Genomic DNA, 25,474 nt, shown 5'->3' with positions numbered 1-25,474 from the left:
CCGGAACGCGGAGGGGCTCATGTCGTGTCACGCGCGAATGTGCGCCAGGCTGACGAATTGGGCGGCGAAGTCTTCGTCGGAGACCGGGGTCAGGATGAGGTCCTGCGAGGTGGTCAGCAGGTAGCGGCCGTCGCCGGTGAAATCGAGCCAGGTGCGGTGGCGGGTTGGCGGCGACATCGGGTTGTCGGGTTCCACAGTGACGGTGAGGAAGCCGCGGCCGTCGACGGGTTTGCGCAGCGTCTGCCGGAAGCGGGCGGCACCGCGATGACCGTTGGTGACGAACGGTTCGGTGCGATCCGGGCTCAGCACCGCGTCCTGCGGTTCGCGCATCGCGGCGAGCCTGCCCGCCGGTGCCGAGCCGATGATCTGCACCAGCCGCTCGCCGACCGCGCGGGCATGGCACATCAGGACCGTCACCTTGTCGGGGGTGGCGACCAGGATGCCCGCGTGGTTGTGCACCACCGCGGCGAAGGCGAGGATGCGCTCGGCATCGCCGCTGGACCCGTTGCGCGGCGGCGTGCTGCGTTCACCGGAGACGGTGATGGTGGTGGCATCGGTGCGGCCGCACAGCATGAGGGCGGCGGCCAGGTCGGGATCGGCTTGCCGGGCGAAGCGCTGAGGTAATCGCAGTGCGGCGTACTCGGATTCGGTGCGCACGGTGGCCGCGGGCACCATGTTGACCGGGTATGGCTTGCGGTCGAGGTTGGTTTCGTTTTCCCAGACATGCGAGAACTCGTCCGGGGTGAGCACCCATTTCACCGTGCGCCGCCCCCGTCGCCGGAGCCGGGTCTGACCGGTGCGCCCGGTCCATCTGGTGGCGGGACGAACCGGGGTACCCGGTCGCCGGACGCGGGCATGGTCGGGGCATAGACGTAGGTCATCGTGTCCCTGACATCGGCTTCGATGTCAGCCGCCGCGCTGTCGTGCTCCATTTTCCGTTTTCCGCCGTAGACCGCCTCGGCGGCCGGATCGTCCAGCGGCCGGTACCGCTGGGGCGGTGGGATCGCTCCCCGGATAGTTTGCGCGGCATCGCCATTCAACTCCATCAGGCGCGCGACCGCGCGGCAAACCTCATGCGCCTCGGCACCGACGAGGGCGAATTCCCGGGTGGCCCGTAGTGCGGCGTCCGCGGCGCGGCCCGACCAGCGGGCGAATTCCCGGTTGGCGGCGTCGGAAAAGGCTTGGAACGCTTCGGCGAGCGCGTCCGCGTTCGCCTGCCACGCCGCCGCCGTCTGGCCGAGCGCGGCCGGGTCGAGCGCTTCGTGGACGAGGTCCCAGATCTCCTGATGGGTATAGGAACCGAAGCGTTCCCGATCCGGTGCGTAGGCCGGATCGGTTGCGCCGGTGCGTAATCCGGCGAGTTCCTGCCGGATGCTTTCGGCGGTCGCGCGGGCCGCGGAATCTGCCATGGCGGTCTCTCAGCTGTCTCGATGGTTGCTCATCGGGCCGCTGAATGTTCGGCGACCAGGTCGAGTGCGGCTTTGCGTGCCGCTTCGGCGTCGGCGAATCTCTTGCCCGCCGCCAGATAGGCGGCCTTGAAAAGCAGTGCTGTTTCCTGGAAGGCCGCCAGGGTGTCCAGATATTGCCTGCCCTTTTCGTTGAAGCCGCGGGAAAGCCCTTGTCCGGTCGGCAGATTCGGGAATCCCGTCACGTCCGTCACGAGCTGGCCGGTAGCCATTGCCCGGTGTAGGTCCTCGACCAGTTTGTCGCAAGCGGCAGCGAGGTTTTCGGCGACATCGGCGGCCAGTTCGAAGGGCTGGCCATCGCCGTCGCCGGTGGCCGCCGCGTACAGTTGTCGTGCCATCGTCTGTCCGGTGTCCGGTACCGCCATCTGGGTAACCCCCTCTGTTCGGTCCACTCCGCTGGCGCTGTATTGGATGGAGCGCAGTACTCGATGGAGCGCCGTACTGGATGGGCACTCTACCGGTCGGTAACGCCCGCCGGGACCTGCTTGGCCGCGCACTTTCCCTGTGATATCGGGCACGATTGGTACACTTGCCGCCTGGCCCGCAGGGGTGGCCCAGTGGTCGGAGGCGGTGTGCGCAGAGAGGCGACCGGTGTCCGAAATCGATGAAGTACTGCCGAAATATCTGCAGATATCGGGGTACATCCGCGATCGGATCGAGCGCGGTGAGCTCGCGCCGGGCGCCGAAGTTCCGTCGGAGCGTGAGCTCGCCGCCCAGTGGAAGGTGGCAAGGCCGACCGCGGCGAAGGCGCTGAATACGTTGCGGCAGCAGGGGATCGTGGAGTCGCGTCGTGGCTCCGGCACCTACGTTGCCGACCGGCCCGGTGGTCTCGTCCTGCGTGAGCAGCCGCCGCAATATGGTTCGGCCTACGCCGAATCGGCCGCGATGACCCTGCTGGAGGCCGCGGTCGTCGCCGGTCCCGGTCATGTCGTCGAGGTGCTCGGGCTGCCGAAGGGGAGTGCGGTGATCATGCGGAAACGCTTGACCGGCAACGGATCCGGCGCCACCGAGATCGCCACGTCCTGGTTCGCGGGCGACCTCGCCGAGGCCGCGCCACTGTTGCTCCGTGCCGATCGGCTCTCCGGTGGGACCCTGCGCTACCTCGAATCGGTGACCGATCGCCGGGTGTCCTACCTGCGCGACCGGGTCAGTGCCCGCCTCGCCACCGCCGAGGAGCGCCGCCACCTCGGACTGGCCCGGCCCGCCGCCGTGCTGGTCTATCAACTCACGCTGCACACCGCCGACGCTGCCGTGCTCCAGCTCGACGAGATCATCCACCCGCCCGAAAAATGGATGTTCCAACAGGAGTATTCCAGCAGGTCATAGGCCATTTTTCGGCATTGACACCTCTTCGCTACGAATGGCATAGTCCACACATCGACAGTGGCATAGGCCAAAGGGTGGGAGGTTCGATGTTCGATCAATTGACCATCGGTAGCTGGGTGATCGTCGGCGAGCACTGCTCGGTCCGGCGCGCTCCCCTTCATCGAGACGGCTATCTGACCTTCGTTTTCGAAAGCGGCGGAGCCGAATTCGAATTCGCGCTGACGCCGGGAATGCTCCGCCGTATGGTCGACCTCGGTGCCGCACCGCCGCTGCCGGAGGAGCCGGACTGAAAACGGCGGACGTGCGCTCTCGCACACCGTTTCGTTGTCCGAGGGTACCGGACGGGCGACGGGTGTGCGAGAGGCACGTTGGGCACACCTGTCAGGGCGAGCACAGTGCGGCGTCGACGATTCTGTCCATATCTGCCTGCATGGTGTCGGTCGGCGGCGCGGGAATCTGGTTCAGGCTCACGGTGATCGCACGGTCCGCTGTTGCCGCGCCGAAGACCATGAAACCGGCCATCGCACCGCCGTGACCCCAGGTTTCGAGGCCGCAGGAGGTGGTCCGGTGGACCAAGCCGAGACCGAGGCCGCCCGCCGAAGCCGGATCGCCGAACGGGACAGTGCGTTGCATCTCGGCCAATTGTGCTGGCGGCAGCAGCTTTCCGGACAGCAGAGCCATGAAGAAGCGATTCAGGTCGGCACCGGTGGACACCATGGCTCCGTCGGCCAGGCCCCAATTGGGGTCGATATCGGTGATGTCGACGAGATTTCCGTCGAAGTTGTGGTAAGCCCGCGGATGGGGTCCCCGAATGACATTCTCCAACGGGAAGACCGGCCAGTAGGTGTCGTGCAGTCCGAGGGGCAACAGGATCCGGCGGGTGACCTCCACCCCCACCGGTAGACCTGTCAGCTGCTCGACCAGCTTGCCTGCCAGCAGATAGTTCGTATTGGAATAGCCGATGTCCGACCCGGGGGCGAAGTCGGACGGCTGATCGAGCCCGAGCCGGATCAACTCGTCCGCCGGGCGAGGGCGACGTAACGCCTCGACGGACTCGATATCCAAGTACGCCAGGTAGTCGGGGATTCCGCTGGTGTGCTGCAACAGGTTTCGGACCGTGATCAGGCTGCCGTCGCCGCCCGGCCCACGAATCACGCCGGGTAGATACCGCTGCACCGGAGCGTCCAGGTCCACCCGCTGCTCCGCCGCCAGCTGCAACACCACCGTCGCGACGAAAGACTTGGTGTTGCTGGCGATCCGAACTCGGGCGTTGTCCGGGAAGGAACCGCCGGTGCCCAAATTCCCGGCGCCGCTATTGAGCTGGGCGTCCGATCCGTTCCCGGATACCACCATTTGGGCGCCAGGGACACCGACATCGGCCACGAGCTGATCGAGCTGCCCTTGCCATTGCGCGGCGGACGAATTCGGTTCGGCGGACGATACCGCCGTGCCGGACAACGCCGAAACTGCCACCAAGAGGGTCGTCGTCATCAAGAAATACCGCACCAGTTCTCCGTTTGTGTTGCCGGATCGCCTTGCGGTCCGAAATCAGGTCGGGAGTACACGAAAGCGACACCACGGCGAATGTTGGTGACACGAGTACGGGTCTGTATCGGACACCAGGAGTGTACCTGCGCGGCCGTCGCTTCGATCACCGCGCCGACTGGGCTTTCTCTCACCCTTATCTCAGATAAAGGTCGATATGCTGGGCAAATGAGCGCACTTCCTGGCACGTTGGTGGCCGTCGCCGAGGACCTGGACTCGGTGACCACAGTCGGGGACGAGGACGATCCGGCGGCGGCCGGGTTGGCCCGCGGGGAGGTCGAGGCGCTGTGGGAGTCGGTGCGGGCGTGGTACCGGATGGGGACGACACCGGCGATTCAGGTGTGTTTGCGGCGCAACGGGAAGATCGTGTTGAACCGCAGTATCGGACACGGCTGGGGGAATGCGCCGGGGGACGGGGTGGACGCGATCAAGGTGCCCGCGACGCCCGAGACTCCGTTCTGTGGATTCTCGACGGCGAAGGGTGTTTCGGCGGCGCTGATGTTCATGCTCATAGAGCAGGGCGCATTTCGGCTCGACGACCCGGTGTGTAAGTACATTCCGGAGTTCGCCGCCAACGGCAAGGATCGGATCACGATCGGACATGTCCTTTCGCATTCGGCGGGTGTGCCGTTTGTTACGCCGCCCTACAAGGGTTTCGAGTTGGTGGTCGACGAGGAACTGGCCGCGCGCGGGCTGGCCGACCTGGTGCCCAGCTGGCCACCGGGGCGGTTCCGGATCTACCACGCGATGACCAGTGGGCTGATTCAACGGCTGCTGGTGCAACGGGCCACCGGGAAGCGGATGCGAGAGCACCTGGCCGAACAGGTGCTCGAGCCATTGGGCTTCCGGTGGAACAACTTCGGGGTTCGACCGGAGGATGTCGACAAGGTCGTGGCCGGAGTGAAGACCGGGCCGGGACCGTCACGCATATCGAAGTATCTGGCGCGCAAGGCGCTCGGCGGCGGGCTGGGCGGAGCGGTATCGGAATCCGCGACGCGAGCATTCCTCACCGCCGAACTCCCGTCGGGGAATCTGGTGACGACGGCCTTCGAGTTGTCGCGGTTCTACGAAATCCTCACGCGCGGTGGCGAATTGGACGGCGTGCGGATCATGCGGCCGAGCACACTGCGCGAGGCGATACAACCAGCCGACCGCATCCCCGGGCTCGCCGGACGAGTGAGTCGAGCGGGCTTCGAACTGGGCGGGCGCAGATCGAAGTTCGGCCGCAACACCCGATCTCACTTCGGTCGCAGCGGACTCACCACCCAGTACGGCTGGGCCGACTCGTCCCGCGGCCTCTCCGGCGCCATCCTCACCAGCGGCAAAGCCACCACCGACACCGATCGACCATGGCACCTGGTCGCCCAGATCTCCAACACCATCGATCGCCTCGGCCCCAGCGACTACCCCATCTGGCTGTAGCCCAGCCCGGTTGGGAAGATGACTGCGCGTGGCTTTTAGTCGGGTCGGCGGGGTGGGGCAAGACCCTAGAAGTAGGGCCGGTTATGAAAGTCACTGGTGTGTATCGAAATTGGGCAGTCGACCGATAGGGGGAGCGGAGTGCGGGCTAGCGCGCTCGCTTCGAGATGGAGGTCGAACATGTCGCAGTGGAGCAGAAGTCGAGGCAAGGTGAAGCAGGTGGTCATGCTGACCGCTGCTGCCGGGGCGTTGGCACTCGCGCCCGCCGCGCTGATCGTTCCGGCGTTCGCAACTCCTGATCAGAGCCCCGCCGCGCCCGCCACTGTCGCGCCTGCGACGCCGGTTACCCAGGCACCCGTGACCACGGCTCCGCCGGTTACCACGGCTCCGCCGGTGACGACCGCTCCGCCGGTGACGACCGCTCCGCCGGTGACGACCGCTCCGCCGGAAACCACCGCTCCACCGGTGACGACCCCGAGCTTGCCGAAGCCCAGCGAGCCCGACGACGGCTACGGTCCCGATGGTTACGGTCCCGACGGTTACGACCGAGCCGGTTATGACCGATTCGGTTATGACCGCTCGGGTTACGACCGAGGCGGTTTCGACCGATCGGGTTACGACCGCTGGGGTTACGACCGGTGGGGCTATGACCGCTGGGGTTATGACGAGCACGGCTACACCGCCCATGGCTGCGCCCGCTCGGGCGCCGACCGGCCGGACGCCGATCGCGCGGCGTGCGACCTGCGCCGGGCACGTCCGTCCACCGGCAGCGCGGGCAGCTGATCCAGCTGCCAACCCGCCCGCCCCTTGTCCGTGCTGGGATCGCGGACGAGGGGCGGGCCGCTGAGCACAGCAGCTGAGTAGCCGGTTCAACCGAGGGCGTCGGCGTCGTTGTTCATGGCAGCCCGCGAGCTCACCCACAGACCTTCCATGCGGCTCACAGGGCCTGTACCCCGGTCTGTGGACTACTCGGGACGGGTGGCGCTGACGTACTGGAGCAGGCGGTGCACGGATTGGTCGATGTCGACGAGGCCCGCTTCGGCGAAGAGGTCGGGGAAGGTGTTGGTGCCGAAGACGCGTAGGCCGCTCCAGCCACCGACGACCCGGCTGACCTCCCCGAAGGTGTTGTCGGCGCGGTAGCTGGTGGTGATGGCGATGCGCCCGCCCGGTGCCAGCACGCGGATCATTTCGCGGGTCGCGGCGATCGGGTCGGGGATGAGGTAGAGGGCGCCGAAGCAGCACACCGCATCGAAGGTGGCGTCGGCGAACGGGAGCGCACGGGCATCGCCACGCAGGTAGCCGACGCGTGGCCCCGCGTTGTCGGTGACGGCACGGGCGAGCATCGGCTCGGAGTAGTCGAGGCCGATGGCGAAGCCGTCACCGGTCAACGCCTTGCTCAGATAGCGGGTGAAGTTGCCTGGCCCGCAAGCGATATCGAGTACCTTCTGCGGCCCGCCGAGGCGCAGCGTGCTGACCGCATCCCGGCGATCCGCCGCCGTCGTGCGACCGCTGGCCAGATAGAACAGACTCGGCCGCCAAGCTCGCTCGTACACCGCGGCCAACGCCGGGTGGTTCATCGTGCGTCGTGCGAGATTCATTGGCTCACTTCCGAGTCCGCGCTCGTCGGTTGGTTCATCATCGATCGTCCGAATTCGACGACGGGCGGGACTCGGTGCTCGCGCACCGAACCCCGCCCGTCGCAACGTGTTTCAGGACCGCGCGACCTCGATGGTCATCCCCGCCGCCCGCAGCCGCTCGGTGAGCGCATCGCCCATCGCGGCGGCCGGGGTGAGGATGCCCGCCAGCTCCGGCTGCTTGTCGGTGTCGAAGGCCAGGCACAGCCCGCTTTCGCCGAGCAGTACCGCGGTCGCCTTGTAGCCGGGGTCGCCCTCGCCCGCGAAGGTCGCCACGTACTTCGCGCCCGACGAGGTGCGGGCGAACGTCTTCATGGTGAACCAGCCACTGTCGCGGGCCTTTTCGCTCGGCCCGGTGCCGGGCTTGGGCAGTACCCGGTCGAGCAGCTTGCGGCCGACCGACACCCGGGACAGCACCGCACCGGCCGCCATGGTCGCGACGATGCCACCCGCCACACCCGCGGCCACCAGCGGCGCGGCGGGCGACTTGCCCGCGCTCATCACCTCGCGGTAGCGGAAGTTCTTGCCGTACACCCAGCCGAGCAGGCCGTTGGTCCGCCGCACGATCTTGGTGTTGTGCGCCGCCATGACGAACGTGCTGACCCAGCCGTCGAGGCTCGGGTCGATGGCGCTGGCACGCGAGAGCGCTTGGTCGGACTGACGACCGACGTCCGGGTCCATCGACTTGTCCGGGCTCAGCGAATACGGGTGCGCCAGTACCGATCCCTTGCTCGGGTCGGCGGCGATCGCCTCCATCATCGCCCGGCCCGAATCGATGGTGCCGCCGCTCACGCCACCCTTCAGCCAGGCCACCAGCGTGGTCTCCTCGAGCTCGCCGGTGTTGTCCTCCAGCGAGCGCTTGTACAGCTGGTACACGCTCAGATCCGACGGGATCGAGTCGTACCCACAGGAATTCACGATCTTCGCGCCGGTCGCGACGGCTTGCTCGTGGTACTGGTCGATCGCTTCGCGGATGAACAGCGGCTCACCGGTGAGATCGGCGTAGTGCGTGCCGGCCTTCGCGCAAGCGGCGACCAGTGGCAGGCCGTAGCGCAGGTACGGGCCGACCGTGGTGACCACGACCTTGGTCCGCGCGGCCAGCGCGGCGAGCGCGACTTCATCGGTGCAATCGGCCACCACCAGCCCCCAGTCCGCGGCCGCCGGACCGAGCTCGGTGCGGGCCTTGGTGAGCTTGTCGAGCGACCGCCCGGCAAGGGCGATCTTGGCGGACTCCGGTGCCGCGGTGATCAGATACTCCGCGGTGAGCTTGCCGACGAAACCCGTTGCGCCGAAAAGGACGAGGTCGAATTCTCGTGTGTCTGCCATGGTCTTCCGTTTCTGCGGTTACGCTTCGGGGCTGGTTTTCGGGGCCTTCTTTGCCCTGGTCCGCGGCTTCTTCGGCGCGACAGGCGGATGCTCGGCCAGCCACGCGTGGTGTGCCTTGCCGAGTTCGGTGACGGGCGGCTCGTCGTAGAGCCATTCGCGGGAAATCTGATGCCAGTTGGCGGTGCAGCCGAGCTGACCGAGCATGCCGAAGGTGAGGAAGTCGGCGCGGCGCGAGAACAAGTGTTCCGGCGGCAGATTCTGCTGCTTCATCCCGGCGAACTCGCTGGCCCTCGGGTCTACCGCGAGCAGGAACGCGCCGCTGGCCAGCTCCGGGGTAATCGTCAGATCCTCGTCGACGAGACACCATTCGGACGCGGCGAGCACGTATTCCAGGCATTCCTCGGCGCCGATTTCCTCCGGCGAATCGATCACGCCCCGCTCGATCATCAACTCCCGCAGATCTTCGGCCCGGTCCTCGGCGGCCGCGCGCAGGCAGGTCAGCTCGAATTGCACGTGCTCGGGATCCATCCGGTTGAACAGTCCGAAGTCGAGGAAGGCGACCTTGCCGTCGTCGGCCAGTAGCACGTTGCCCGGATGCGGGTCGCCGCAGAACTCGTTGAAGGTGAACAGCGAGCCGACGTAGAACCGGTAGATGATCTCGCCGATCCGGTCCCGCTGCGCGTCCGGCAGCTGCCGGATCTCGTCGAATCCCTTGCCCGCCACGTACTCGTTGACGAGCACGCGGGTGGTGCTGAGCTCGGGCATCGAGCGCGGCACCACGATGAACGGATGCCCGGCGTAGAGCTCGGCGATCTGTAGCTGAGTGTTGGCCTCGGCCTGGTAGTCGAGTTCGCTTTCCATGTTGAGCCGCAGCTCGTCGAGCACGGCGGGCGTCACCCACGGCATCGCCGATTGCAGCACCCGGCGGAACATGGCCAGGTTCTTCAGATCCGCCCGGACCGCGGCATCGATGCCCGGGTACTGCACCTTCACCGCTACCTGTCGGCCGTCGTGCAGCTTGCCCCGATACACCTGGCCGATGGACGCGGCCGCGATCGGCTCGGGCTCGAACTCGGCGAAGATCGCGTCGAGCGGCTGGCCGAAGTCCTCCTCGATCACCTGCCGCATCGACTCGAACGACACCGACGGTGCGGCATTGCGCAATACGGCGAGCCGCTTCTGGAACCGTTCGCGATGCGCCTCCGGCACCAGGTCCATGTCCAGCACCGACATCATCTGTCCGAGCTTCATGGCGACACCCTTCATGGTGCCGAGCACCATGACCACCTGCTCGGTGGTGCGAATCATGGACTCCTCGGCCATCTTCGCGCGCACGGCCTCCGACCTGCCCCGCATCGATAGCCGCGCACGTTGCGTGCGAATCACCGAGCTGGCTGCGACGGCACCTAGCTTGGTGCCACGAGCAAGCCGAGAGGTCGGTACTTGCTTCGCCATCGAGGTACCTCCATTGGTGCCGGCGCGCGGGGCGGTGACGCAGCCCACTGGGCGCACCGCTCGGGTTCAGAGTAGCCAACCTCGCGGCAATGTCGAGCCCGTCGTAACACTTTTGCTAGCACCCCAGCTAGCACCCGGGAAGTCGGGCGTTTGATCAGTTCGCCGAGTCGGTGCCGGGCGAGGGCAGCACGTGCGGCTGCGCGTTGAACACCTCGCGCGAACCGTTGGCACGCGCCATTCCGTCGATGGCGCTCCAGGCCATCATGGTCAGGTAGTCGATGACTTCTTCGCGCGTCATCGTCTTGTTGGTCGTCCACCAGTGCGTGGCCAACTGGATGCCGCCGACGAGCACATACGACCAGAGCATCGCGCCGTCGGTCTGGATGCCCTTCTCCGTCGCGCGATCGATGATGACCGCGGCGACCACCTCGGCGAACAGCTTCTCGAATTCGGCCAGTGAGGATTGGTCGGCCGAGCCGTTGCCCATGATGAAGCGATAGACCTCCGGGTCCTCGTCGACCGTGCCGACATACTCGGCGAGGGCCGAGCGGACCAGCTGATACTCGTCCGCGTCGAGGCTGATCGCGCCGTACACGCGCGGCATCAGGGTGGTCTCGATGAACCGCTGCATGGTCGCGTGGACCAGGTCGTTCTTGTCGGAGAAGTACCGGTACAGCACGGTCTTGGAGACGCCGATCTCGGCGGCGATCTCGTCCATGCCCGCGTTGGAGCCGCGGGCTCGGACAGCGGCAAGAGTGCCGTCGACGAGTTCCTCGCGGCGGTCGATCTTGTGCTGGCGCCATCGGCGTTTGCGGCCATCCGTTCGGCCGGTGCGCACCGCCGCCGGTCGGTCGGCGAGCTCGCCGACGTCGACAAGGTCATCGGTGGACAGCGTGGGCTCCCTTGTTAGTCGGATTCTGCCTTGGGCCTCCAGCTTATGTCCCGTTCGCTGGTGATATGCGCGTTTGGGCCGTGATGCGACAGGTTGCACATCAACGGGCTTCCAGGGGTACGCCGCCCGGGCACAGCAGAATGGAGGGCATGGAGAAAGCTCCCGGCAACATCGCGGTCCTGGAAACGCCCCCGGCGCCCGCCGCGGCCGCGCCGCTCGGCTTCGCCGCCGTGCTCGACGAGGCAGGCAAGCGGCGCGACCTATGGCGGATGAAGGCGCTGGCCACCGGGCTACTCGCGGTGGCGACGGCGATCTATCTGTTCTGTCGCTGGCTGGAATCGCGCGGCAGTGGCGGTGGCTGGGTGGACTACGTGCGCGCCGCGTCGGAGGCGGGCATGGTCGGCGCGCTGGCCGACTGGTTCGCCGTCACCGCGCTCTTCCGGCATCCGCTCGGCCTGCCCATCCCGCACACCGCGATCATCCGCAAGAAGAAGGATCAGCTCGGCGAGAGTCTCGGCAGCTTTGTGGGCACGAACTTTCTTTCGCCCGAGGTGGTTTCGGCGAAGGTGACCTCGGCGCAGATCTCCTGGCGGGTCGGTCGGTGGATGGCCGATCCCGGCCACGCCGCCAGGGTGGCCCAGGAGAGTTCGACGCTGCTGCGCGCGGTGGTCGGGGTGCTGCGCGACGAGGACGTCGAGCAGATCATCGACCAGACGATCGTGAAGCGGATCGCCGAACCGCTCTGGGGTCCGCCGATCGGCCGGGTGCTGGCCGAGCTGCTTGCCGACAACCGCCAGCTCGCGCTGCTGGACCTGCTCGCCGAGCGGGCGCATCAGTGGGCGCTGGGTTCGCAGGAGACGATCGACCGGATCGTTTTGCGTGATGCACCGCAATGGGCTCCGAAATTCGTCAACATTTTGCTTTCGGAAAGGATATACCGGGAACTGGTCGAGTTCACCTGGAAGGTCCGGTCCAACCCCGAGCACGAGGTGCGGCTCGCGGCGAATCGCTTCCTCGAGGAATTCGCCGACGATCTGCAGCACGACGACGCGATGATCAAAAAGGCCGAACGGATCAAGGCGCAGATCATGGGCCGCGAGGAAATCACCGGCATGGCCGAGGCGACCTGGCGGGCGGCCAAGCGGTTGATCTTGGAATCGGCCGATGATCCCAACAGCACATTGCGGCGTAAGGTCTGCGAGAACGTGCAGCAACTCGGTGAGCGGTTGCGCGACGACGCCGACATGCGCGCCAAGGTGGACGGCTGGATCGACCGGGGGGCAAGGTATCTCGTGGAGAACTACGCCGGGGAGATCTCCACGCTGGTCACCGATACGGTTGCCAGGTGGGATGCCGATGAGGCGAGCAAGAAGATCGAATTGCAGGTCGGGCGCGATCTGCAATTCATTCGAATCAACGGAACGGTGGTCGGTTCGCTTGCGGGACTGGTGATCTACACAATTTCGCACCTCATGTTCGGCGGCTGAGGTGTCGCGCGCCGAATGTTTGCCGAGAGGGTGCTAGCAGACTGCTTGCAATAGCTAGCACCCTGCCCTAGAATTGAACTCGTACAACCGCCAGAAGGTGAGTGATGGCAGACCAGCCCGAGGTTTCCGCCGAGTACACCGATAGTTCGGCCGAGCAATCGACCGGCGTCGGAGAAAAAGCGGCCCGTGTGGTGAACGCGGCGCACGACATCGGAGGCTTCATCAGGGCACAGCGAGAGGCCGCGCAAGTCTCGCTGCGTCAGCTCGCCACCCTTGCGGGAGTGAGTAATCCGTACCTCAGCCAGATCGAGCGCGGATTGCGCAATCCGTCCGCCGAGGTACTCGCGCAGATCGCCAAGGCACTGCGGGTGTCTTCGGAGGTGTTGTACGTCCGGGCGGGTTATCTCGAACAGCGGCCGCACAGCCCGGTCCGGGATGCCCTGCTTGCCGATACGTCGATCAGCGAACGGCAGAAGCAGGTGCTGCTCGAAATCTATGAATCGTTTCGCCGGGAAAACGGAGGGAACGAGCCCGGGGGGGAAGGGGACAGCGTCGTTCCGCGCACACCAACCGAAACTCCGCCACGCCAGGAGAACGAAATACCATGACCGAGAAGAACCCCACCGTAAAGAAGCCGCTGCTCGCCACCGTCGGTGCGGGCGATGCCATCTACGCCGTCGTCACCGATGTCGTCACCCAGGTGCGTGAGCGCGCCGCCACCTCGGACGTCTCGACTCGGGTCGATGAGGCGCGCGAGCGCTTCGCCAACGTGCCCGCCGACGTGCAGGCCCAGTTCGAGACGCTGCGTGAGCGGCTGGCCGGACTGCCATCCGAACTGCCGGAGGACCTCGCGGAGCTGCGCGAGAAGTTCACCCCAGAGGAACTGCGCGCGCTGGCCGACAAGTACTTCCACCAGGTGCTCGACATCTACGAAGACCTCGCCGTGCGCGGTGAGGAGACCGTCGAGCGGCTGCGCGCCAACCACCTGGTCGAGGAGCAGATCGAGCGCGTCGAGTCGCTGTACAAGGACGCCGCGACCCGCGCCGAGGACGTGCTGGACCGGGTCAACGGCCTGCTCGGTCGTCCGGCCAAGGTCGAGGATGAGGAAAAGGTGGCCGTACCGGTCGTCGACGCCGAGGTTGTCACGGTGACCACCGAGACCGCCCCCGCCGCGGACAACGGCGCCCCCGTGCCGCCCGCCGCGCCTGCCGCGCCTGCCGCGCCCGCCGCGCCTGCCGCCAAGAAGGCGCCCGCCAAGAAGGCTCCGGCCAAGAAGGCCGCTCCGAAGAAGGCATGAGCTGACCGATCGGCCGAATGGCGCTCTGCTTCTTAAGGGCGGCAAGGCTTTTGGTGCCCGATCCGACAACGCCCCCGCGCACTCTGATGTGCGGGGGCGTTGCTCGTATGATGGGTGAGGTGAATATGGCGCACGGATTACAAGGCATGATCCTGTTCGTGCTGTGGCTGGCGGCACTCGGCGCGACGATCTTCGCGCTGATTCATGCCGTGCGTCAGCGGCCGGACGCGTTTACCGCGGTAGACAAACTGACCAAGCCGATCTGGCTGGGGATTCTCGGCGCGGCGATGCTGTTGCTGCTGCTGTCCCTTGGCGGTCTGGGCCTCCTCTCGTTCATTGCGATCATCGCGACCGGTATCTACCTGGCCGACGTGCGGCCCAAGGTCGACGAGGTACAGCGCGGTCCGCGCTGGTAAACGGGGAATCCTCGATAACTTTTCCGGTGCGGGCACTGGCAGGCGGCGCGAATCGGAGTTACTGTATCGGGCAGTAACACAAAGGAGTGCCCGATGCGTGCCATGCTGCCGACTGCCCTGGTGAACTTTTCGAGTCAGGTTCGGGGTCTGCTCGACGCTCATCGCGCGAACCTGCGGTCGCGCACCTATGCGACCGCGGCGTTCAACCCGCCGACCGTCCTGCCCGAGGTGATCCCGGTGACCACCCGCGACGGTGCCCGGCTGCGCGTGCATGCCTACGGCCCCGCCGACCGGCCGACGGTCGTCCTCGTGCACGGCTGGACCTGCTGCATCGAATACTGGAACGCTCAGATCAACGCGTTCGCCGGGGAGTATCGCGTGGTCGCCTACGACCAGCGCGGCCACGGCGAGAGCGAATACGGTTCCAGTCCGCTCACCATGGATCTGCTCGCCGACGATCTGGCCGCCGTGCTCGACGCCGCGCTCCCGTCCGGCCAGCAGGCCGTTCTGGTCGGCCACAGCCTCGGCGGCATGACCCTGCAGGCCTGGGCCGGGCGCTATCCCGACCGGGTCCGGAAGCAGGCGCGTGCGGTGCTACTGACCAACACCGCCGCGGACCGGCTGATCCTCGAGACCACCGTGGTGCCGTTGCTGAACCGGCCGGGTCGGCTGTTGAAGCTGAAGGTGCCGCTGCCGTTCCTGTTCGGGCGTTTCGGTCTTGGCGCTCCGCTCCTCTTCCCGCCCATCGCACCGGTGCGCTGGCTGTTCGCCCGGCAGATCATGAGCACGGCGGCCAAGGGCGACTTGCTCGATTTCAGCATGGCCATCGTGCGGTCGTGCCCGGCCATGGTGCGGGCCAGGTTCGGTCGACTGCTCGCCGATATGAATGTGGGCCAGGCGGCCCGAAATCTGGTGGTGCCCACCACGGTGCTCGCCGGTTCGTTCGACGACATGACGCCCGTGGTCCATTCCGAGCGGATCGCCGAAATGCTCAGGGAGACAGGTAGTCTGGCGCGCTTCGCGATGCTGCCGACCGGGCATCTCGGCAATACCGAGGCGTATGAGCAGTTCAACGAGGAACTGGGACACGTGCTCGAATCGGTGCGGCGGCGCGCCGAGATCGCGGGCTGATTCCTCGCCTGCGCCGCGGCTACCGGAAGCAGCGGTCAGGAGAAGACGACCGTGCGACGGCCGTGCACGAGCACCCGGCCCTCCAGATGCCAGCGCAGGCCGCGGGCGAGCACGACGCGTTCGATGTCGCGGCCCTGGCGGACCATGTCGCGCACGTCGTCGGCGTGGTCGATCCGGCTCACGTCCTGCTCGATGATCGGGCCCGCGTCCAGTTCCGCCGTCACGTAGTGGCAGGTGGCGCCGATCAGTTTCACGCCGCGGGCAAACGCCTGGTGATAGGGGCGGGCGCCGACGAACGACGGCAAAAAGCTGTGGTGGATGTTGAGTGCCTTGCCGGTCCAGTGTGCGCACAGCTCGGGCGGAAGTACCTGCATGAACCGGGCGAGCACGACCGCGTGTGGGTCGTAGGAGTCCACCAGCGCGCGGAGCTCCTCGAAGGCGGGGCCTCGCTCGGCAGGATTCTTCGGGAACGGCACGTGATGGAATTTCACGCCGTGCGCCTCGGTCATCGGGGCCAGGTCGGGGTGGTTGCCGATCACCGCTTCGATGGTCGCGGGGAGTTCGCCGCTGGCGGCACGACCGAGTAGGTCGTGCAGGCAGTGGCCGTCCTTACTGACCAGCAGGACCGCCCGGCGGCGTGCGCCTGAGTCGAGGAGTTGCCACTCTGTTTCCGGGCCGAGGTCGGCTGCTACCCCGGCGAAGCGGTCGCGTAGTTCTGTGAGTCCGAACGGGACCGTTGCCGCCTTGATGGCCTGGCGGGTGAAGAACCAGCCGGTGTCGGCGTCGGAGTAGTACCCGGCTTCCACGATTGATCCGCCGAAGTCGGCGATGAACGAGGTGATTCCGGCGATGATGCCGGGGCGGTCGGGGCAGCCGAGGGTCAGGATGTAGCGGCGGTCGTCCGGGGTGGGTGGAGCGGGACTCATGTGCCCATCCTCGCAGGTCGCTGTGTTGGATTTGCAGCCGCTGCGGGGCTGCGCGTTCGTGGCTCTGTTTGTGGGCGGGGGCTGCGGGGGGCTGGTGTTTGACCCTGTGTTTTTGGCCGCGTGGCCGCGGCGTGTTCGCGGCCCCTGAATGTCAGCATCGCGTAGCGATTCGATGAGGGGCGGTGGTCGGGCGACGGGTGGGCCTCGCGTCCGAGCGGCCGAGACTCGCGCCTGCGGCGCATGCGCTTCGGCCACTCGGACGCGAGACGGGCCGCGAACGGACGGTGCTCGGTCTCGCTTCGCTCGGAAGGTGAGGTGGGCCATCGGGGTTGCGTGGGTGATGTGCCTTGCGGTGGCGTGTCTGCCGGGGACGGCGGTGCTCGGTTTTGTTTGCTCGAGAGGCTGGGGTGTGCCGTCGGGGTTGGGTGGGCGATGTGGCTCGCGGTCGCGTCTCTACCGGGACTTGGGCTCGGTTGCGAGACGCTCAGAGGTCGTAAAAGGGTTCGGGGTAGTGGAATTCGCCGGTGATGCGTGGTTCGTAGGCGCTTAGGGGGCGGACTTGGAAGTGGGATACCCAGGACGGGTCGTCGGGGGTGATGCCGAGGCGGGTGGCGGGGACGAAGCCGAATTGGGGGTAGTAGTCGAGGTGGCCGAGGAGGCCGACCAGGGGTTCGTCGAGGGCGTCGGCGGCGCCGAGGGCGGCGTGCATGAGTGCCGAGCCGACGCCGGTGCGCTGGTGTTCGGCGACTACGCCGATCGGGCCGAGGGCGAGGACGGGGTATGGGCCGACACCGGCTCTGGTGAGGCAGACATGGCCGATCACCGTTTCGTACTCCACCGCGACCATCGACAGGGTGGGGATCCAGCCCGCGTCGCTGCGCAGCCGGGCGACCAGGTCGACCTCGGGTGGCTCGCCGTCGCCGGGCGGTTCGCCGGTGCGGTCGCCGTCCGCCTGCGGCGAACCGAACGCGCTGCGATGTACGGCCGCGATCGCGGCGATGTCGTCGGCGCGTTCGCGACGGATCAGCACGGTGTCGTCTCCTCCTGAACCAAGTAGGGGCCCATCCGCACACGTTAGTGAGTTGACGGCCGGGTCACTACCGGCGATCTGTCACCAGGTACGAGTGTGCGGGAAGTATCGGAGGCACGCAACGGAATTCGCCACCGGTATGCCAGACTCTCAGCTCATGGCAAGTTCCGCGTCGCTGACCAGGGCCGAAGTGGCCGACATGATCGATCACACGCTGCTGGCGCCGGGGGCGACCCCCGACGACGTCGCCGCGCTGATCTACGAAGCCCGCGAGTTGGGGGTGCTGGCGATCTGCGTTTCACCGTCGATGCTGCCGGTGCGCGCCGCGGGACTCGTGGTGGCGACGGTGGCGGGATTCCCGTCCGGTAAACACCATTCGCTGGTCAAGGGCGCCGAAGCGCGGCTAGCGGTCGACCAGGGCGCGGCCGAGGTGGACATGGTCATCGATGTCGGCGCGGCGCTGGCGGGCGAGTACAACGCGGTGCTCGCCGACATCGTGACGGTGCGCGAAGCGATGGGCGACCGGGCGCTGCTCAAGGTGATCATCGAGGCGGCCGCGCTGCCGGACACCGCCATCGTCGAGGTCTGTCGCGCCGCGGAACGGGCGGGCGCCGATTTCGTGAAGACCTCCACCGGATTTCACCCGGCGGGCGGCGCCAGCGTGCACGCGGTCGAGCTGATGGCCGAAACCGTCGGTGGGCGGCTCGGCGTCAAGGCGAGCGGCGGTATCCGCACGGCCGAAGCGGCGGCGGAACTGATCGCGGCGGGCGCGACGCGGCTCGGATTGTCCAAGTCGCGCGAGGTGCTCGACGGGTTCCCGGCCTGAGCGGCAACACATCTGGGCCGACTCAGGAACAGGTGGCGCTGTTTCCCTCGGCGGCGGGCAACTCGGAGCGGCCGCCCACGAGCTTGACCGCGATGCCCTCGTCGGTGACCTTCACCTCGGTCGGCTGCATGCCGTACGGGTAGCTCTGCAGGCTCTTGGTGAACACCTCGACGATGCCCTGCACCAGGTCGGTGGGCAGGCCCATGCCGAGCAGTTGCGCCGACATCGTCTCCACCTCGACGACGCCGCCCTTGATCACCGGCTTCACCTGCAACTGGGCCAACCCGCCGAGCACGTCGAGGGTCAGCATGTCCGAGCTCGCCGAGGACTTCACGCCGCTGACCAGACCGCCGAGCGTTTCCCGGATGCCGTCGTTGCTCCAGGTGACATCGGCGGCGGAACTGCCGATCACCCCGCCGCCGCGGCCGTTGTCGGTGACCTCGACGTCGTGGAACTTCGCGTGCACCACCATGCCGGCGGCCGGGCCGAACTTGGTGTCGTCGCTGTTCACCGTCACCGTCGGCACCTTGCCGTCGATCCAGGTGATCAGCATCGGCTTGGCGCCGAAGCTCACATCGATCTTGGAGCCCATCTCCTTCTCGAATTGCGTACTGACACAGCGGGACACGGTGTGCCGGGCGTACGCTTCACCGCCGACCAGGATCGTGGCCAGCAGAATTGCTATCACGATCAGGGCGATCAGCAGGGCCCGCCGGTTGATCGTCATAGTGGACGGAGGCTTCGTACTCATGCGGCCGATTCTTCCCGACGTTTCTGTGCCGTCTCTGTGGGGTCGATGAGGGCTTCGATTGTGACGTGTGACACAGGAATCGAGCGTAGCCTGATGCGTATGGCTGGCGATGCGGCGGGCCGCGCGCTCGGATCCGCCGAACACGGATGGCGTGTGCTGCGACGATTGGCCGGCCGCCATGCCGGCTTCTTCACCACCCGCCAGGTGCTGCGCACCGGATGTGCTGAGCGGGTCCGCCGGGGACTCGACGAGGGATCGGTGACCAGGGCCGGGGTCGGATTGTTGCGGTTGGCCGACTGGCCCGTCGGCCCGCTCGACGAATACGCCATGTGGGCCGCCTGGTTCGACGGCGCGGCCGCGGTTTCCCATCAGAGCGCGGCAGACCTGCACGGCATCGGCCGCTTGCGGCCGCGGTTCCTGCACCTGTCGGTCGGCGCCGGTCGTCCCCCCGTGACACCGCGCCTGGTGGTGCTGCGCCGCTCCTTGATCGGCACCGAGATCGAGTCGGCCGGCCCCTTCCTGGTGACCACTCCGCTGCGCACGGTGCTAGATCTGGCCGAGGGCGACATCGGCCAGTCCGCGCTGGACGAAGTGGTAGCCGACGCCGTCGCGATCAACCGCTGCACCAGCGAGGAAATCCGCGCCGCCAGCGGCTGTCTCCCACCCCGCGCGGCAAACCGCGTCTACCGCGCCCTATCGGGCGCATAGCGGGACCCTCGCAGTTGGCCCGCGCGAGGATGCGATAGCGGCGTTCGTAGCTGGTCTGCACGCGAATGCGTCAGCGGCGCTCGGAAAGACGCACATGCCATTTCGCTGTGAGCATGAGGAGTCGCTGCGGGGGAGTCAATCCGTCAGTGCGGCAACTTATTTGGGAGCGACGGTGGACCAGGGGACGGAGAGGACGCAGTCGCGCATGCGGCGGCGGTAGGGGCGGAGTGGGAAACCTTGGTGGCGAAGGGATTCGGCGGTGGCGCGCCAGCGGATGCGGGGGCCGAAGGGAGCCAGGGGCGCGGCGTGGGCCCAGGCTCGGTCGGCGGCGGTGAGCAGGGTGTGGATCGGCTCGCCGGGAATGTTGCGGTGGATCAAGGCTTTCGGCAGTCGTTCGGCGATGTCGGAGGGCTGGTCGACGGTGAACGGGTCCCAAGCGAGAGTCAGCGATTGGGGGCCGGAGCGGTCGAGCAGGACCCAAGCGCAGCGGCGGCCCAGTTCATCGCAGGTGCCGTCGACCAGCAGGCCGTCCGGCGCCAGACCGGACAGGATGGTCGACCACGCCTCGGGCACAGCCGATTCCGGATACTGGCGCAAGACATTGAACGCTCGCACCAGAACCGGTCGTAGCCCGGCCAATTCGAACCCGCCGCGGGCGAACGTGACGCCGTCTTGACCGGGCACCACCCGCGCCGGATCGATCTCCAGTCCGATCACCCGCACATCAGGCCGCACAGTCCGCAGCCGCGCCGCCAATTCCAGCGTGGTCCACGGGCTCGCCCCATAACCGAGGTCGACCACCAGCGGATCGGCCGCCGCCCGCAGCCGCGCGCCGACCCGTTCGTCGTGCGTCAACCAGCGGTCACTGCGCCGTAGTCGATTGACGCCGGTGGTGCCGCGGGTGATGGAGCCGACCGGCCTGGTCAGCTGATGGGGTGGTGATCGTCGAGCCACTGCACCGTGAATTCCGCTTCGGCGCGGAACAGGTCGATCAGATTCACCAGCATCAGCTGTTCCAGCCGGGGACCGACCATCGGGATGAACACCTTCGCCTCCGAGGAGAACCGCATGGTGCACCCGGTATCGGTCGGGAACAGCCGGATGGTGCCGCCGAGACTGCCCGGTCCCGCTGGAATCGACGCCGAATATTTGCCGGTGATCTCCTCGGAGCCGAACGGCCCGTAGCTCTCCTTGCGAGTGATGATCATGTCTTTGCGCATGACAGCCTGCGCGATCTCGGGCAGCATGTCGCGCGGCAGGATGTGGTGCAGCTCGATATCGATGCCGCCATCACCCGCTTCCAGGTGCGCCACTTCGTTCCCCGGCGAGTATTTCCGCATCTCCGCCATCCGCGCGTCCCAATAGTCGCGGCTCGACAGCGCCGCGTACACCTCTTTGGTGGTGTGCAGCGGGTAGCGCGCGGAGTAATCAAGTCGACGGGCCATGGATCGAGAGATTACTGGGTTGAATTGCCCCGCCGACGCTCGGCGGTGGGGTGTACCGATACGACGAGCGGGAAGTGTGCTGCCGCAACACTTCCCGCCCGGAAGAGGGTGAGGCCCCGCGTGTCAGTGCGCGGCGAGCCAGGTGTTGGTGAACTCTTCCTCGTTCTTCAGCACCTCGGTCAGGTGCTCGGCGATGGCGGACTCGATCTTGCCGCCGAACAGCGGGATCTTCACCTCGATGGTGCCGTTGGCGGCGGCGGTCGAACCAGCGCCGGCATCGGTCAGTGCGATGGTGCCGCGGACCTCGGCGGGCGCACCTTCGACGGTCGCCTGGAAGGTGGCCGAGTCGCCGTGCCAGGTTTCCACCCGGGGGATGATCAGGTCGCCGGGGCGCACCGCGGTGATCGCGGCGGGCAGCAGCTCGGCGGCGATGGCCTGCACCAGCTGGACCCGGATCTGGTCACCGGTAACGGTCACCGAGTCGAGCCGGGCATTCGGGCCGCCGACCTCGGCAACGCGATCTTTCCAGTACTGGTCGTTCGCGAACGCCGCGCGCACGGCAGCAGCGGGATACGAGTAGCGGGCCGTGTACGCCAGCGGTGTAGCCATGGTCGGACACGCTACCGTCTGCCTGTGCGAACTTCACGTGTGGTGCCGACGGATGTGCTGGCCGCCACGGGCGCCAGGATCCGCGAATCGGTGCCGCTGGCCGAGCTGACCACGCTGCGGGTCGGTGGCCCGGCCACCGTCGCCGAATGCCGGACAACCGAATCGCTGGTGGCGACGGTGCGCGCGCTGGACGCGGCCGGAATCCCGGTGCTGTTGCTCGCGGGCGGCTCCAACCTGCTGATCAGCGATGACGGTTTCGACGGTGTGGTGGTGCGGGTGGCCACCGTGGGCGTCGAGCTCGGCGCGGACGGTGTGCTCGCCGAAGCGGGCGCGAACTGGGACGCGGTCGTCGCGGCGACGGTCGCGGCCGGACTCGGCGGCCTCGAATGCCTGTCCGGAATCCCGGGCTCCGCCGGGGCGACACCGGTGCAGAACGTCGGTGCGTACGGTGCCGAGGTGGCGCAGCTGTTGCGCCGGGTGCAACTGCTCGACCGGCTGCGCGGCGAGATCCGCTGGGTCGAGCCGGTCGAGCTCGGCTTCGGATACCGCACCAGCGTGCTCAAGCACCGTGACGACGCACTGGTGCTCGCCGTCGAATTCGCGCTCGATCCGACTGGCGCGAGCGCACCGTTGCGCTTCGGTGAGCTCGCGACCGTGCTCGGCGCCGCCGACGGGGAATCCCGCCCCGCGGCCGACGTCCGCGACGCCGTGCTGCGCCTGCGTGCGGGCAAGGGCATGGTCCTCGATCCCGCCGATCACGACACGTGGAGCGCCGGTTCCTTCTTCACCAATCCGGTCGTCCCCGAGGATCGGGTGCCCGACGTGCGTGCCGCGATTTCGGCCCATGTGGGTGACGTCACGGTGCCTACTTACCCGGCGCCGAACGGGGTGAAGTTCTCCGCGGGCTGGCTGATCGAACGGGCCGGGTTCGCCAAGGGCTTCCCCGGCCCCGACGCCCCGGCTCGGCTGTCCACGAAACACACACTGGCACTGACCAATCGAGGCGGCGCGACCGCCGCCGATCTGGTGGAGCTGGCCAGGACGGTGCGCGATGGGGTGGCCGAGCGATTCGGGATCCGGCTCGAACCGGAACCCGTCACGGTCGGTGTGGCCCTCTAACCGGGTGAAACGGACACCACACCCTTCGCTAGTCAATCGAACGAGTTTGCCCGCGTAAATTCGATGAAGTGAGCAACCGTCCAGTGATCCGCAGACCGGTCGCCGCCGTGTCGGCCGTGCTGCTCGTCGTGGTCGCCTTGGTGGCCGGATGCAGCACCGACCGCGGCGGCGACACCAACTCAGCCCGCGATGCCGGTCCCGTCGCCAAGGTCACTTTCGCACCGGAGAACGATGCGACGAAGGTCAATCCGACCGTGCCCGTCTCGGTCACCGTCAGCGATGGCACCATCGACCAGGTCGCGTTGACCAACGCCAACGGCAAGCAGGTCGCGGGCGAATTCACGCCGGACAAGCGCAGTTACAAGATCATCGAACCGCTCGGCTACGACGCGACGTACACCTGGACGGGCACCGCGGTCGGCACCGACCGCAAGCCGATCCCGATCGACGGCAAGTTCACGACGCTCGCGCCGAAGAACACCGTCCCGGCGACCATCAACATCGCCGACAATCAGGAAGTCGGCATCGCCGCGCCGATCATCTTGCAGTTCAAGGCCGCTGTGCAGAACAAGGCCGCGGTGGAGAAGGCGATGACGATCACCACCGACCCACCCACCGAGGGCGCGTGGGCCTGGTTCCCCGACGACAACGGCTCCCGATTGCATTGGCGCCCCAAGGATTACTGGGTGCCCGGCACCACCGTGCACGTCTCGGCCAAGCTCTACGGGCTCGATCTCGGCGGCGGCAATTACGGATATTCCGACCTGACAACGGATTTCCGCATCGGCCGCAGCCAGATCGTGAAGGCCAACGCGCCGAGCCACCGCATGCAGGTGGTCCGCGACGGCCGGACGGTCTTCGATTTCGCGGTCAGTTACGGCGAGGGCGACGAACCACGCAATGTCACGCGTTCCGGCGTGCACGTGGTCACCGAGAAATACGAAGACTTCATGATGTCGAACCCGCCGTTCTACACCAACGTTCGGGAGCGCTGGGCCGTACGCATTTCCAACAATGGCGAATTCATCCACGCCAACCCGGAATCGCTGTCCGCCCAAGGGTCTTCGAACGTCACCAACGGCTGCATCAATCTGTCGCCCGCCGACGCCCAGGCCTACTTCGGGACCGCGCTCTACGGCGACCCGGTGGAAGTCACCGGCACCTCGATCGCGCTGTCCGCCGCCGATGGCGACCTGTACGACTGGACCATCGATTGGCAGACCTGGAAGACCATGTCCGCCCTGGACGGATCCACCTCGGTCATCTCCGCGACTCCGGTCGCCCCCGGCCCGCCGCGCTAGGTCGCGACAACCAGCCCGCGATGGCGTCGCCGCGGTCTATCGCCGCAGCGACGAATCCAGGTCGGGGTCGTTTTCGACGGCCCGGTCGGCGGTCTGTTGGGCGCGCACGGCGGCGTGCCGCTCGGCGAGCAGGTCGCGGATCTCGATGAGCAGCTCGGTCTCGCTCGGTTCGGCCGCCTTGGTGGTGCCGAAGCGGTTCTTGATCGTCTTCATCGGCAGCATCAGCACGAAATACAGCACGGCGGCGACCATGAAGAAGTTGACGAACGCGGTGATGATCGGGCCGATCTGAATGAAGGTGGCCGGCTTGTTCGCGATCAACTGGACGCCGAGGCCGAGCTCGTTCGTGCTGCCGAACACCGCGAGCAAGGGATTGATGACACCTTTGGTCACCGAGGTGACGACGGCGGTGAACGCGGTGCCCATCACCACAGCGACGGAAAGGTCGATGACGTTCCCGCGCATCAGGAACTCTTTGAACCCCTTGAACATGAGCCGGACAACTCCGATCTGAAGTAGACGACGACCTCGAAGCACCAGATGCTAATGGCCGGAGATGACCAGCGACGAGGCCGCAACCGCCCAGCCCGCTAGGGATCAGCGATGAGTAATACCCTCTGGCTATAGCTCAGCCACGCCGGGCGAAGCGACCCGCGTCGGCCTGATCGCGCGGCTTGACGATGATCTGGTCCAGATTCACGTGCGACGGCCGCGACGCGACGAACCCGATGATCTCCGCGATGTCCTGCGCGACCAACGGGTCGATGCCCTCGTACACCTTGGCGGCACGGTCCTCGTCGCCGTCGAAGCGGACCAGCGAGAACTCGGTTTCCACTGCGCCGGGAGCAATTTCGGTGAGACGCACCGGCTGGCCCAGCAACTCACCGCGCAGCGTGCGGTGCAGCACGGCCTGGGCGTGCTTGGCCGAGGTGTAGCCCGCGCCGTTGTCATAAGCGACGAAGGCGGCCACCGAGGTGATGGTGACGATGAGGCCGTCACCGGAGGCGATCAGTTTGGGCAACAGCGCCTTCGTGAGGCGCAGCGTGCCGAGGACGTTGGTCTCCCACATCCAGCGCCAGTCGTCGAGGTCCGCTTCGGCAACCGAGGCCAGGCCCTTGGCGCCGCCCGCGTTGTTGACCAGCACGTCGGCCCGCTCGATCGCGTCGGTGAAGGCGCGCACCGAGTCGTCCGAGGTCACGTCGAGTTCCAGTGCGGTGCCGCCGATTTCGTCGGCGACGCGCTGCAGGCGGTCGAGCCTGCGGGCGCCGACGTAGACGTGATAGCCCTGTTTGGCCAGTTCGCGGGCGGTGGCCTCGCCGATGCCCGAGCTGGCTCCGGTGACGACAGCGGTCCGATTGTTCATGA

At 67.0% G+C, this 25,474-nt stretch carries 29 protein-coding genes; 13 read left to right on the top strand and 16 right to left on the bottom strand.

The genetic code is table 11. From position 1 onward, the window contains the following. Positions 1-27 precede the first annotated feature (27 nt). The 3 genes from KV110_RS38285 to KV110_RS38275 are packed head-to-tail and all read right to left on the bottom strand — an operon-like array spanning position 28 to position 1,831. Positions 28-750 carry an ESX secretion-associated protein EspG gene (locus KV110_RS38285; RefSeq protein ID WP_246634219.1) on the bottom strand — a complete coding sequence of 241 codons (723 nt, stop codon included), beginning with the start codon at positions 748-750 and terminating at the stop codon, positions 28-30. A gap of 5 nt (positions 751-755) precedes the next feature. Continuing rightward, a complete protein-coding gene (locus KV110_RS38280) occupies positions 756-1,409 on the bottom strand; it encodes a hypothetical protein (protein ID WP_218471977.1) in 654 nt (217 codons plus the stop codon). A gap of 29 nt (positions 1,410-1,438) precedes the next feature. Beyond that, positions 1,439-1,831, bottom strand: coding sequence for a hypothetical protein (locus KV110_RS38275; RefSeq protein ID WP_218471976.1), 393 nt, complete (start codon positions 1,829-1,831; stop codon positions 1,439-1,441). Between the two features lie 226 nt (positions 1,832-2,057). Between KV110_RS38275 and KV110_RS38270 the strand changes: the two genes are divergently transcribed. Further along, positions 2,058-2,792: a GntR family transcriptional regulator gene (locus tag KV110_RS38270; RefSeq protein WP_218471975.1), complete on the top strand. Its 735-nt coding sequence runs from the start codon at positions 2,058-2,060 to the stop codon at positions 2,790-2,792. An 86-nt stretch (positions 2,793-2,878) separates the two neighbouring features. Then, positions 2,879-3,082: a hypothetical protein gene (locus KV110_RS38265; RefSeq protein ID WP_218471974.1), complete on the top strand. Its 204-nt coding sequence runs from the start codon at positions 2,879-2,881 to the stop codon at positions 3,080-3,082. 91 nt (positions 3,083-3,173) lie between these two features. On the opposite strand, the gene KV110_RS38260 is transcribed toward KV110_RS38265, so the two are convergent. Continuing rightward, positions 3,174-4,283 carry a serine hydrolase domain-containing protein gene (locus KV110_RS38260; RefSeq protein WP_218471973.1) on the bottom strand — a complete coding sequence of 370 codons (1,110 nt, stop codon included), beginning with the start codon at positions 4,281-4,283 and terminating at the stop codon, positions 3,174-3,176. Positions 4,284-4,505: 222 nt separating this feature from the next. On the opposite strand from KV110_RS38260, the gene KV110_RS38255 reads away from it, so the two are divergent. Together KV110_RS38255 and KV110_RS38250 are read left to right on the top strand one after the other, a co-directional pair. After that, positions 4,506-5,759: a serine hydrolase gene (locus tag KV110_RS38255; RefSeq protein ID WP_218471972.1), complete on the top strand. Its 1,254-nt coding sequence runs from the start codon at positions 4,506-4,508 to the stop codon at positions 5,757-5,759. Positions 5,760-5,936: 177 nt separating this feature from the next. Next, positions 5,937-6,539 (top strand): hypothetical protein, encoded by a 603-nt coding sequence (locus KV110_RS38250; protein ID WP_218479555.1) that lies wholly within the window; start codon positions 5,937-5,939, stop codon positions 6,537-6,539. 182 nt (positions 6,540-6,721) lie between these two features. On the opposite strand, the gene KV110_RS38245 is transcribed toward KV110_RS38250, so the two are convergent. The 4 genes from KV110_RS38245 to KV110_RS38230 all read right to left on the bottom strand — a co-directional run bounded on the left by KV110_RS38245 (position 6,722) and on the right by KV110_RS38230 (position 11,009). Beyond that, positions 6,722-7,354 carry a class I SAM-dependent methyltransferase gene (locus KV110_RS38245; RefSeq protein WP_218471971.1) on the bottom strand — a complete coding sequence of 211 codons (633 nt, stop codon included), beginning with the start codon at positions 7,352-7,354 and terminating at the stop codon, positions 6,722-6,724. 111 nt (positions 7,355-7,465) lie between these two features. Further along, positions 7,466-8,716, bottom strand: a complete 1,251-nt coding sequence (locus tag KV110_RS38240) for a saccharopine dehydrogenase family protein (protein ID WP_218471970.1) — start codon at positions 8,714-8,716, stop codon at positions 7,466-7,468. Between the two features lie 18 nt (positions 8,717-8,734). Beyond that, on the bottom strand, positions 8,735-10,171 hold the full coding sequence (locus KV110_RS38235) for an ABC1 kinase family protein (RefSeq protein WP_218471969.1): 1,437 nt from the start codon (positions 10,169-10,171) through the stop codon (positions 8,735-8,737). 154 nt (positions 10,172-10,325) lie between these two features. Next, positions 10,326-11,009: a TetR/AcrR family transcriptional regulator gene (locus KV110_RS38230; protein WP_218471968.1), complete on the bottom strand. Its 684-nt coding sequence runs from the start codon at positions 11,007-11,009 to the stop codon at positions 10,326-10,328. 203 nt (positions 11,010-11,212) lie between these two features. Here KV110_RS38230 and KV110_RS38225 point away from each other — a divergent pair, with 203 nt between their 5' ends. The 5 genes from KV110_RS38225 (at position 11,213) to KV110_RS38205 (ending at position 15,394) form a co-directional block, all read left to right on the top strand. After that, a complete protein-coding gene (locus KV110_RS38225) occupies positions 11,213-12,550 on the top strand; it encodes a DUF445 domain-containing protein (protein WP_218471967.1) in 1,338 nt (445 codons plus the stop codon). A gap of 104 nt (positions 12,551-12,654) precedes the next feature. Further along, positions 12,655-13,158: a helix-turn-helix domain-containing protein gene (locus KV110_RS38220; protein WP_246634218.1), complete on the top strand. Its 504-nt coding sequence runs from the start codon at positions 12,655-12,657 to the stop codon at positions 13,156-13,158. After that, complete coding sequence (locus KV110_RS38215; protein WP_218471966.1) at positions 13,155-13,847, top strand: heparin-binding hemagglutinin; 693 nt, start codon at positions 13,155-13,157, stop codon at positions 13,845-13,847. The genes KV110_RS38220 and KV110_RS38215 overlap by 4 nt, the downstream gene beginning before the upstream one ends. Positions 13,848-13,993: 146 nt before the next feature. Next, positions 13,994-14,263, top strand: coding sequence for a DUF2516 family protein (locus KV110_RS38210; RefSeq protein ID WP_246634217.1), 270 nt, complete (start codon positions 13,994-13,996; stop codon positions 14,261-14,263). Between the two features lie 93 nt (positions 14,264-14,356). Then, positions 14,357-15,394 carry an alpha/beta fold hydrolase gene (locus tag KV110_RS38205; RefSeq protein WP_218471964.1) on the top strand — a complete coding sequence of 346 codons (1,038 nt, stop codon included), beginning with the start codon at positions 14,357-14,359 and terminating at the stop codon, positions 15,392-15,394. Between the two features lie 35 nt (positions 15,395-15,429). On the opposite strand, the gene purU is transcribed toward KV110_RS38205, so the two are convergent. Beyond that, a complete protein-coding gene (purU, locus tag KV110_RS38200; protein WP_218471963.1) occupies positions 15,430-16,320 on the bottom strand; it encodes a formyltetrahydrofolate deformylase in 891 nt (296 codons plus the stop codon). A 484-nt stretch (positions 16,321-16,804) separates the two neighbouring features. Continuing rightward, on the bottom strand, positions 16,805-17,350 hold the full coding sequence (locus KV110_RS38195) for a GNAT family N-acetyltransferase (RefSeq protein WP_218471962.1): 546 nt from the start codon (positions 17,348-17,350) through the stop codon (positions 16,805-16,807). Positions 17,351-17,507: 157 nt separating this feature from the next. On the opposite strand from KV110_RS38195, the gene deoC reads away from it, so the two are divergent. Beyond that, entirely contained in the window at positions 17,508-18,176 is a 669-nt protein-coding gene (deoC, locus tag KV110_RS38190; RefSeq protein WP_218471961.1) for a deoxyribose-phosphate aldolase, read from the top strand. Between the two features lie 22 nt (positions 18,177-18,198). On the opposite strand, the gene KV110_RS38185 is transcribed toward deoC, so the two are convergent. Continuing rightward, positions 18,199-18,927, bottom strand: coding sequence for an LmeA family phospholipid-binding protein (locus KV110_RS38185; RefSeq protein WP_218471960.1), 729 nt, complete (start codon positions 18,925-18,927; stop codon positions 18,199-18,201). A gap of 99 nt (positions 18,928-19,026) precedes the next feature. Here KV110_RS38185 and KV110_RS38180 point away from each other — a divergent pair, with 99 nt between their 5' ends. Continuing rightward, on the top strand, positions 19,027-19,635 hold the full coding sequence (locus KV110_RS38180) for a type IV toxin-antitoxin system AbiEi family antitoxin domain-containing protein (RefSeq protein WP_218471959.1): 609 nt from the start codon (positions 19,027-19,029) through the stop codon (positions 19,633-19,635). A gap of 156 nt (positions 19,636-19,791) precedes the next feature. Here KV110_RS38180 and KV110_RS38175 read toward each other — a convergent pair whose 3' ends face one another. From KV110_RS38175 to KV110_RS38165, 3 genes are all read right to left on the bottom strand, one after another. Beyond that, positions 19,792-20,589, bottom strand: coding sequence for a class I SAM-dependent methyltransferase (locus KV110_RS38175; protein ID WP_218471958.1), 798 nt, complete (start codon positions 20,587-20,589; stop codon positions 19,792-19,794). Then, complete coding sequence (locus KV110_RS38170) at positions 20,559-21,080, bottom strand: DUF2505 domain-containing protein (RefSeq protein WP_218471957.1); 522 nt, start codon at positions 21,078-21,080, stop codon at positions 20,559-20,561. The genes KV110_RS38175 and KV110_RS38170 overlap by 31 nt, the downstream gene beginning before the upstream one ends. A gap of 123 nt (positions 21,081-21,203) precedes the next feature. Beyond that, positions 21,204-21,689 (bottom strand): DUF2505 domain-containing protein, encoded by a 486-nt coding sequence (locus KV110_RS38165; protein WP_218471956.1) that lies wholly within the window; start codon positions 21,687-21,689, stop codon positions 21,204-21,206. A 24-nt stretch (positions 21,690-21,713) separates the two neighbouring features. Here KV110_RS38165 and KV110_RS38160 point away from each other — a divergent pair, with 24 nt between their 5' ends. Then, positions 21,714-22,808 (top strand): UDP-N-acetylmuramate dehydrogenase, encoded by a 1,095-nt coding sequence (locus KV110_RS38160; RefSeq protein WP_393537642.1) that lies wholly within the window; start codon positions 21,714-21,716, stop codon positions 22,806-22,808. A 68-nt stretch (positions 22,809-22,876) separates the two neighbouring features. Continuing rightward, positions 22,877-24,109: a L,D-transpeptidase gene (locus tag KV110_RS38155; RefSeq protein WP_281427715.1), complete on the top strand. Its 1,233-nt coding sequence runs from the start codon at positions 22,877-22,879 to the stop codon at positions 24,107-24,109. Between the two features lie 36 nt (positions 24,110-24,145). Here KV110_RS38155 and mscL read toward each other — a convergent pair whose 3' ends face one another. Both mscL and KV110_RS38145 read right to left on the bottom strand, forming a co-directional pair. Then, positions 24,146-24,601 carry a large conductance mechanosensitive channel protein MscL gene (gene mscL / locus KV110_RS38150; protein WP_218471955.1) on the bottom strand — a complete coding sequence of 152 codons (456 nt, stop codon included), beginning with the start codon at positions 24,599-24,601 and terminating at the stop codon, positions 24,146-24,148. Between the two features lie 136 nt (positions 24,602-24,737). Then, entirely contained in the window at positions 24,738-25,472 is a 735-nt protein-coding gene (locus KV110_RS38145) for an SDR family NAD(P)-dependent oxidoreductase (protein ID WP_218471954.1), read from the bottom strand. Between the last annotated feature and the right edge of the window lie 2 nt (positions 25,473-25,474).

This window comes from Nocardia iowensis, assembly GCF_019222765.1.
GTDB classification, from domain to species: domain Bacteria; phylum Actinomycetota; class Actinomycetes; order Mycobacteriales; family Mycobacteriaceae; genus Nocardia; species Nocardia iowensis.
The sequence above is the reverse complement of the archived record's forward strand: the minus strand, read 5'-3'. Positions and strand labels throughout refer to the sequence as shown.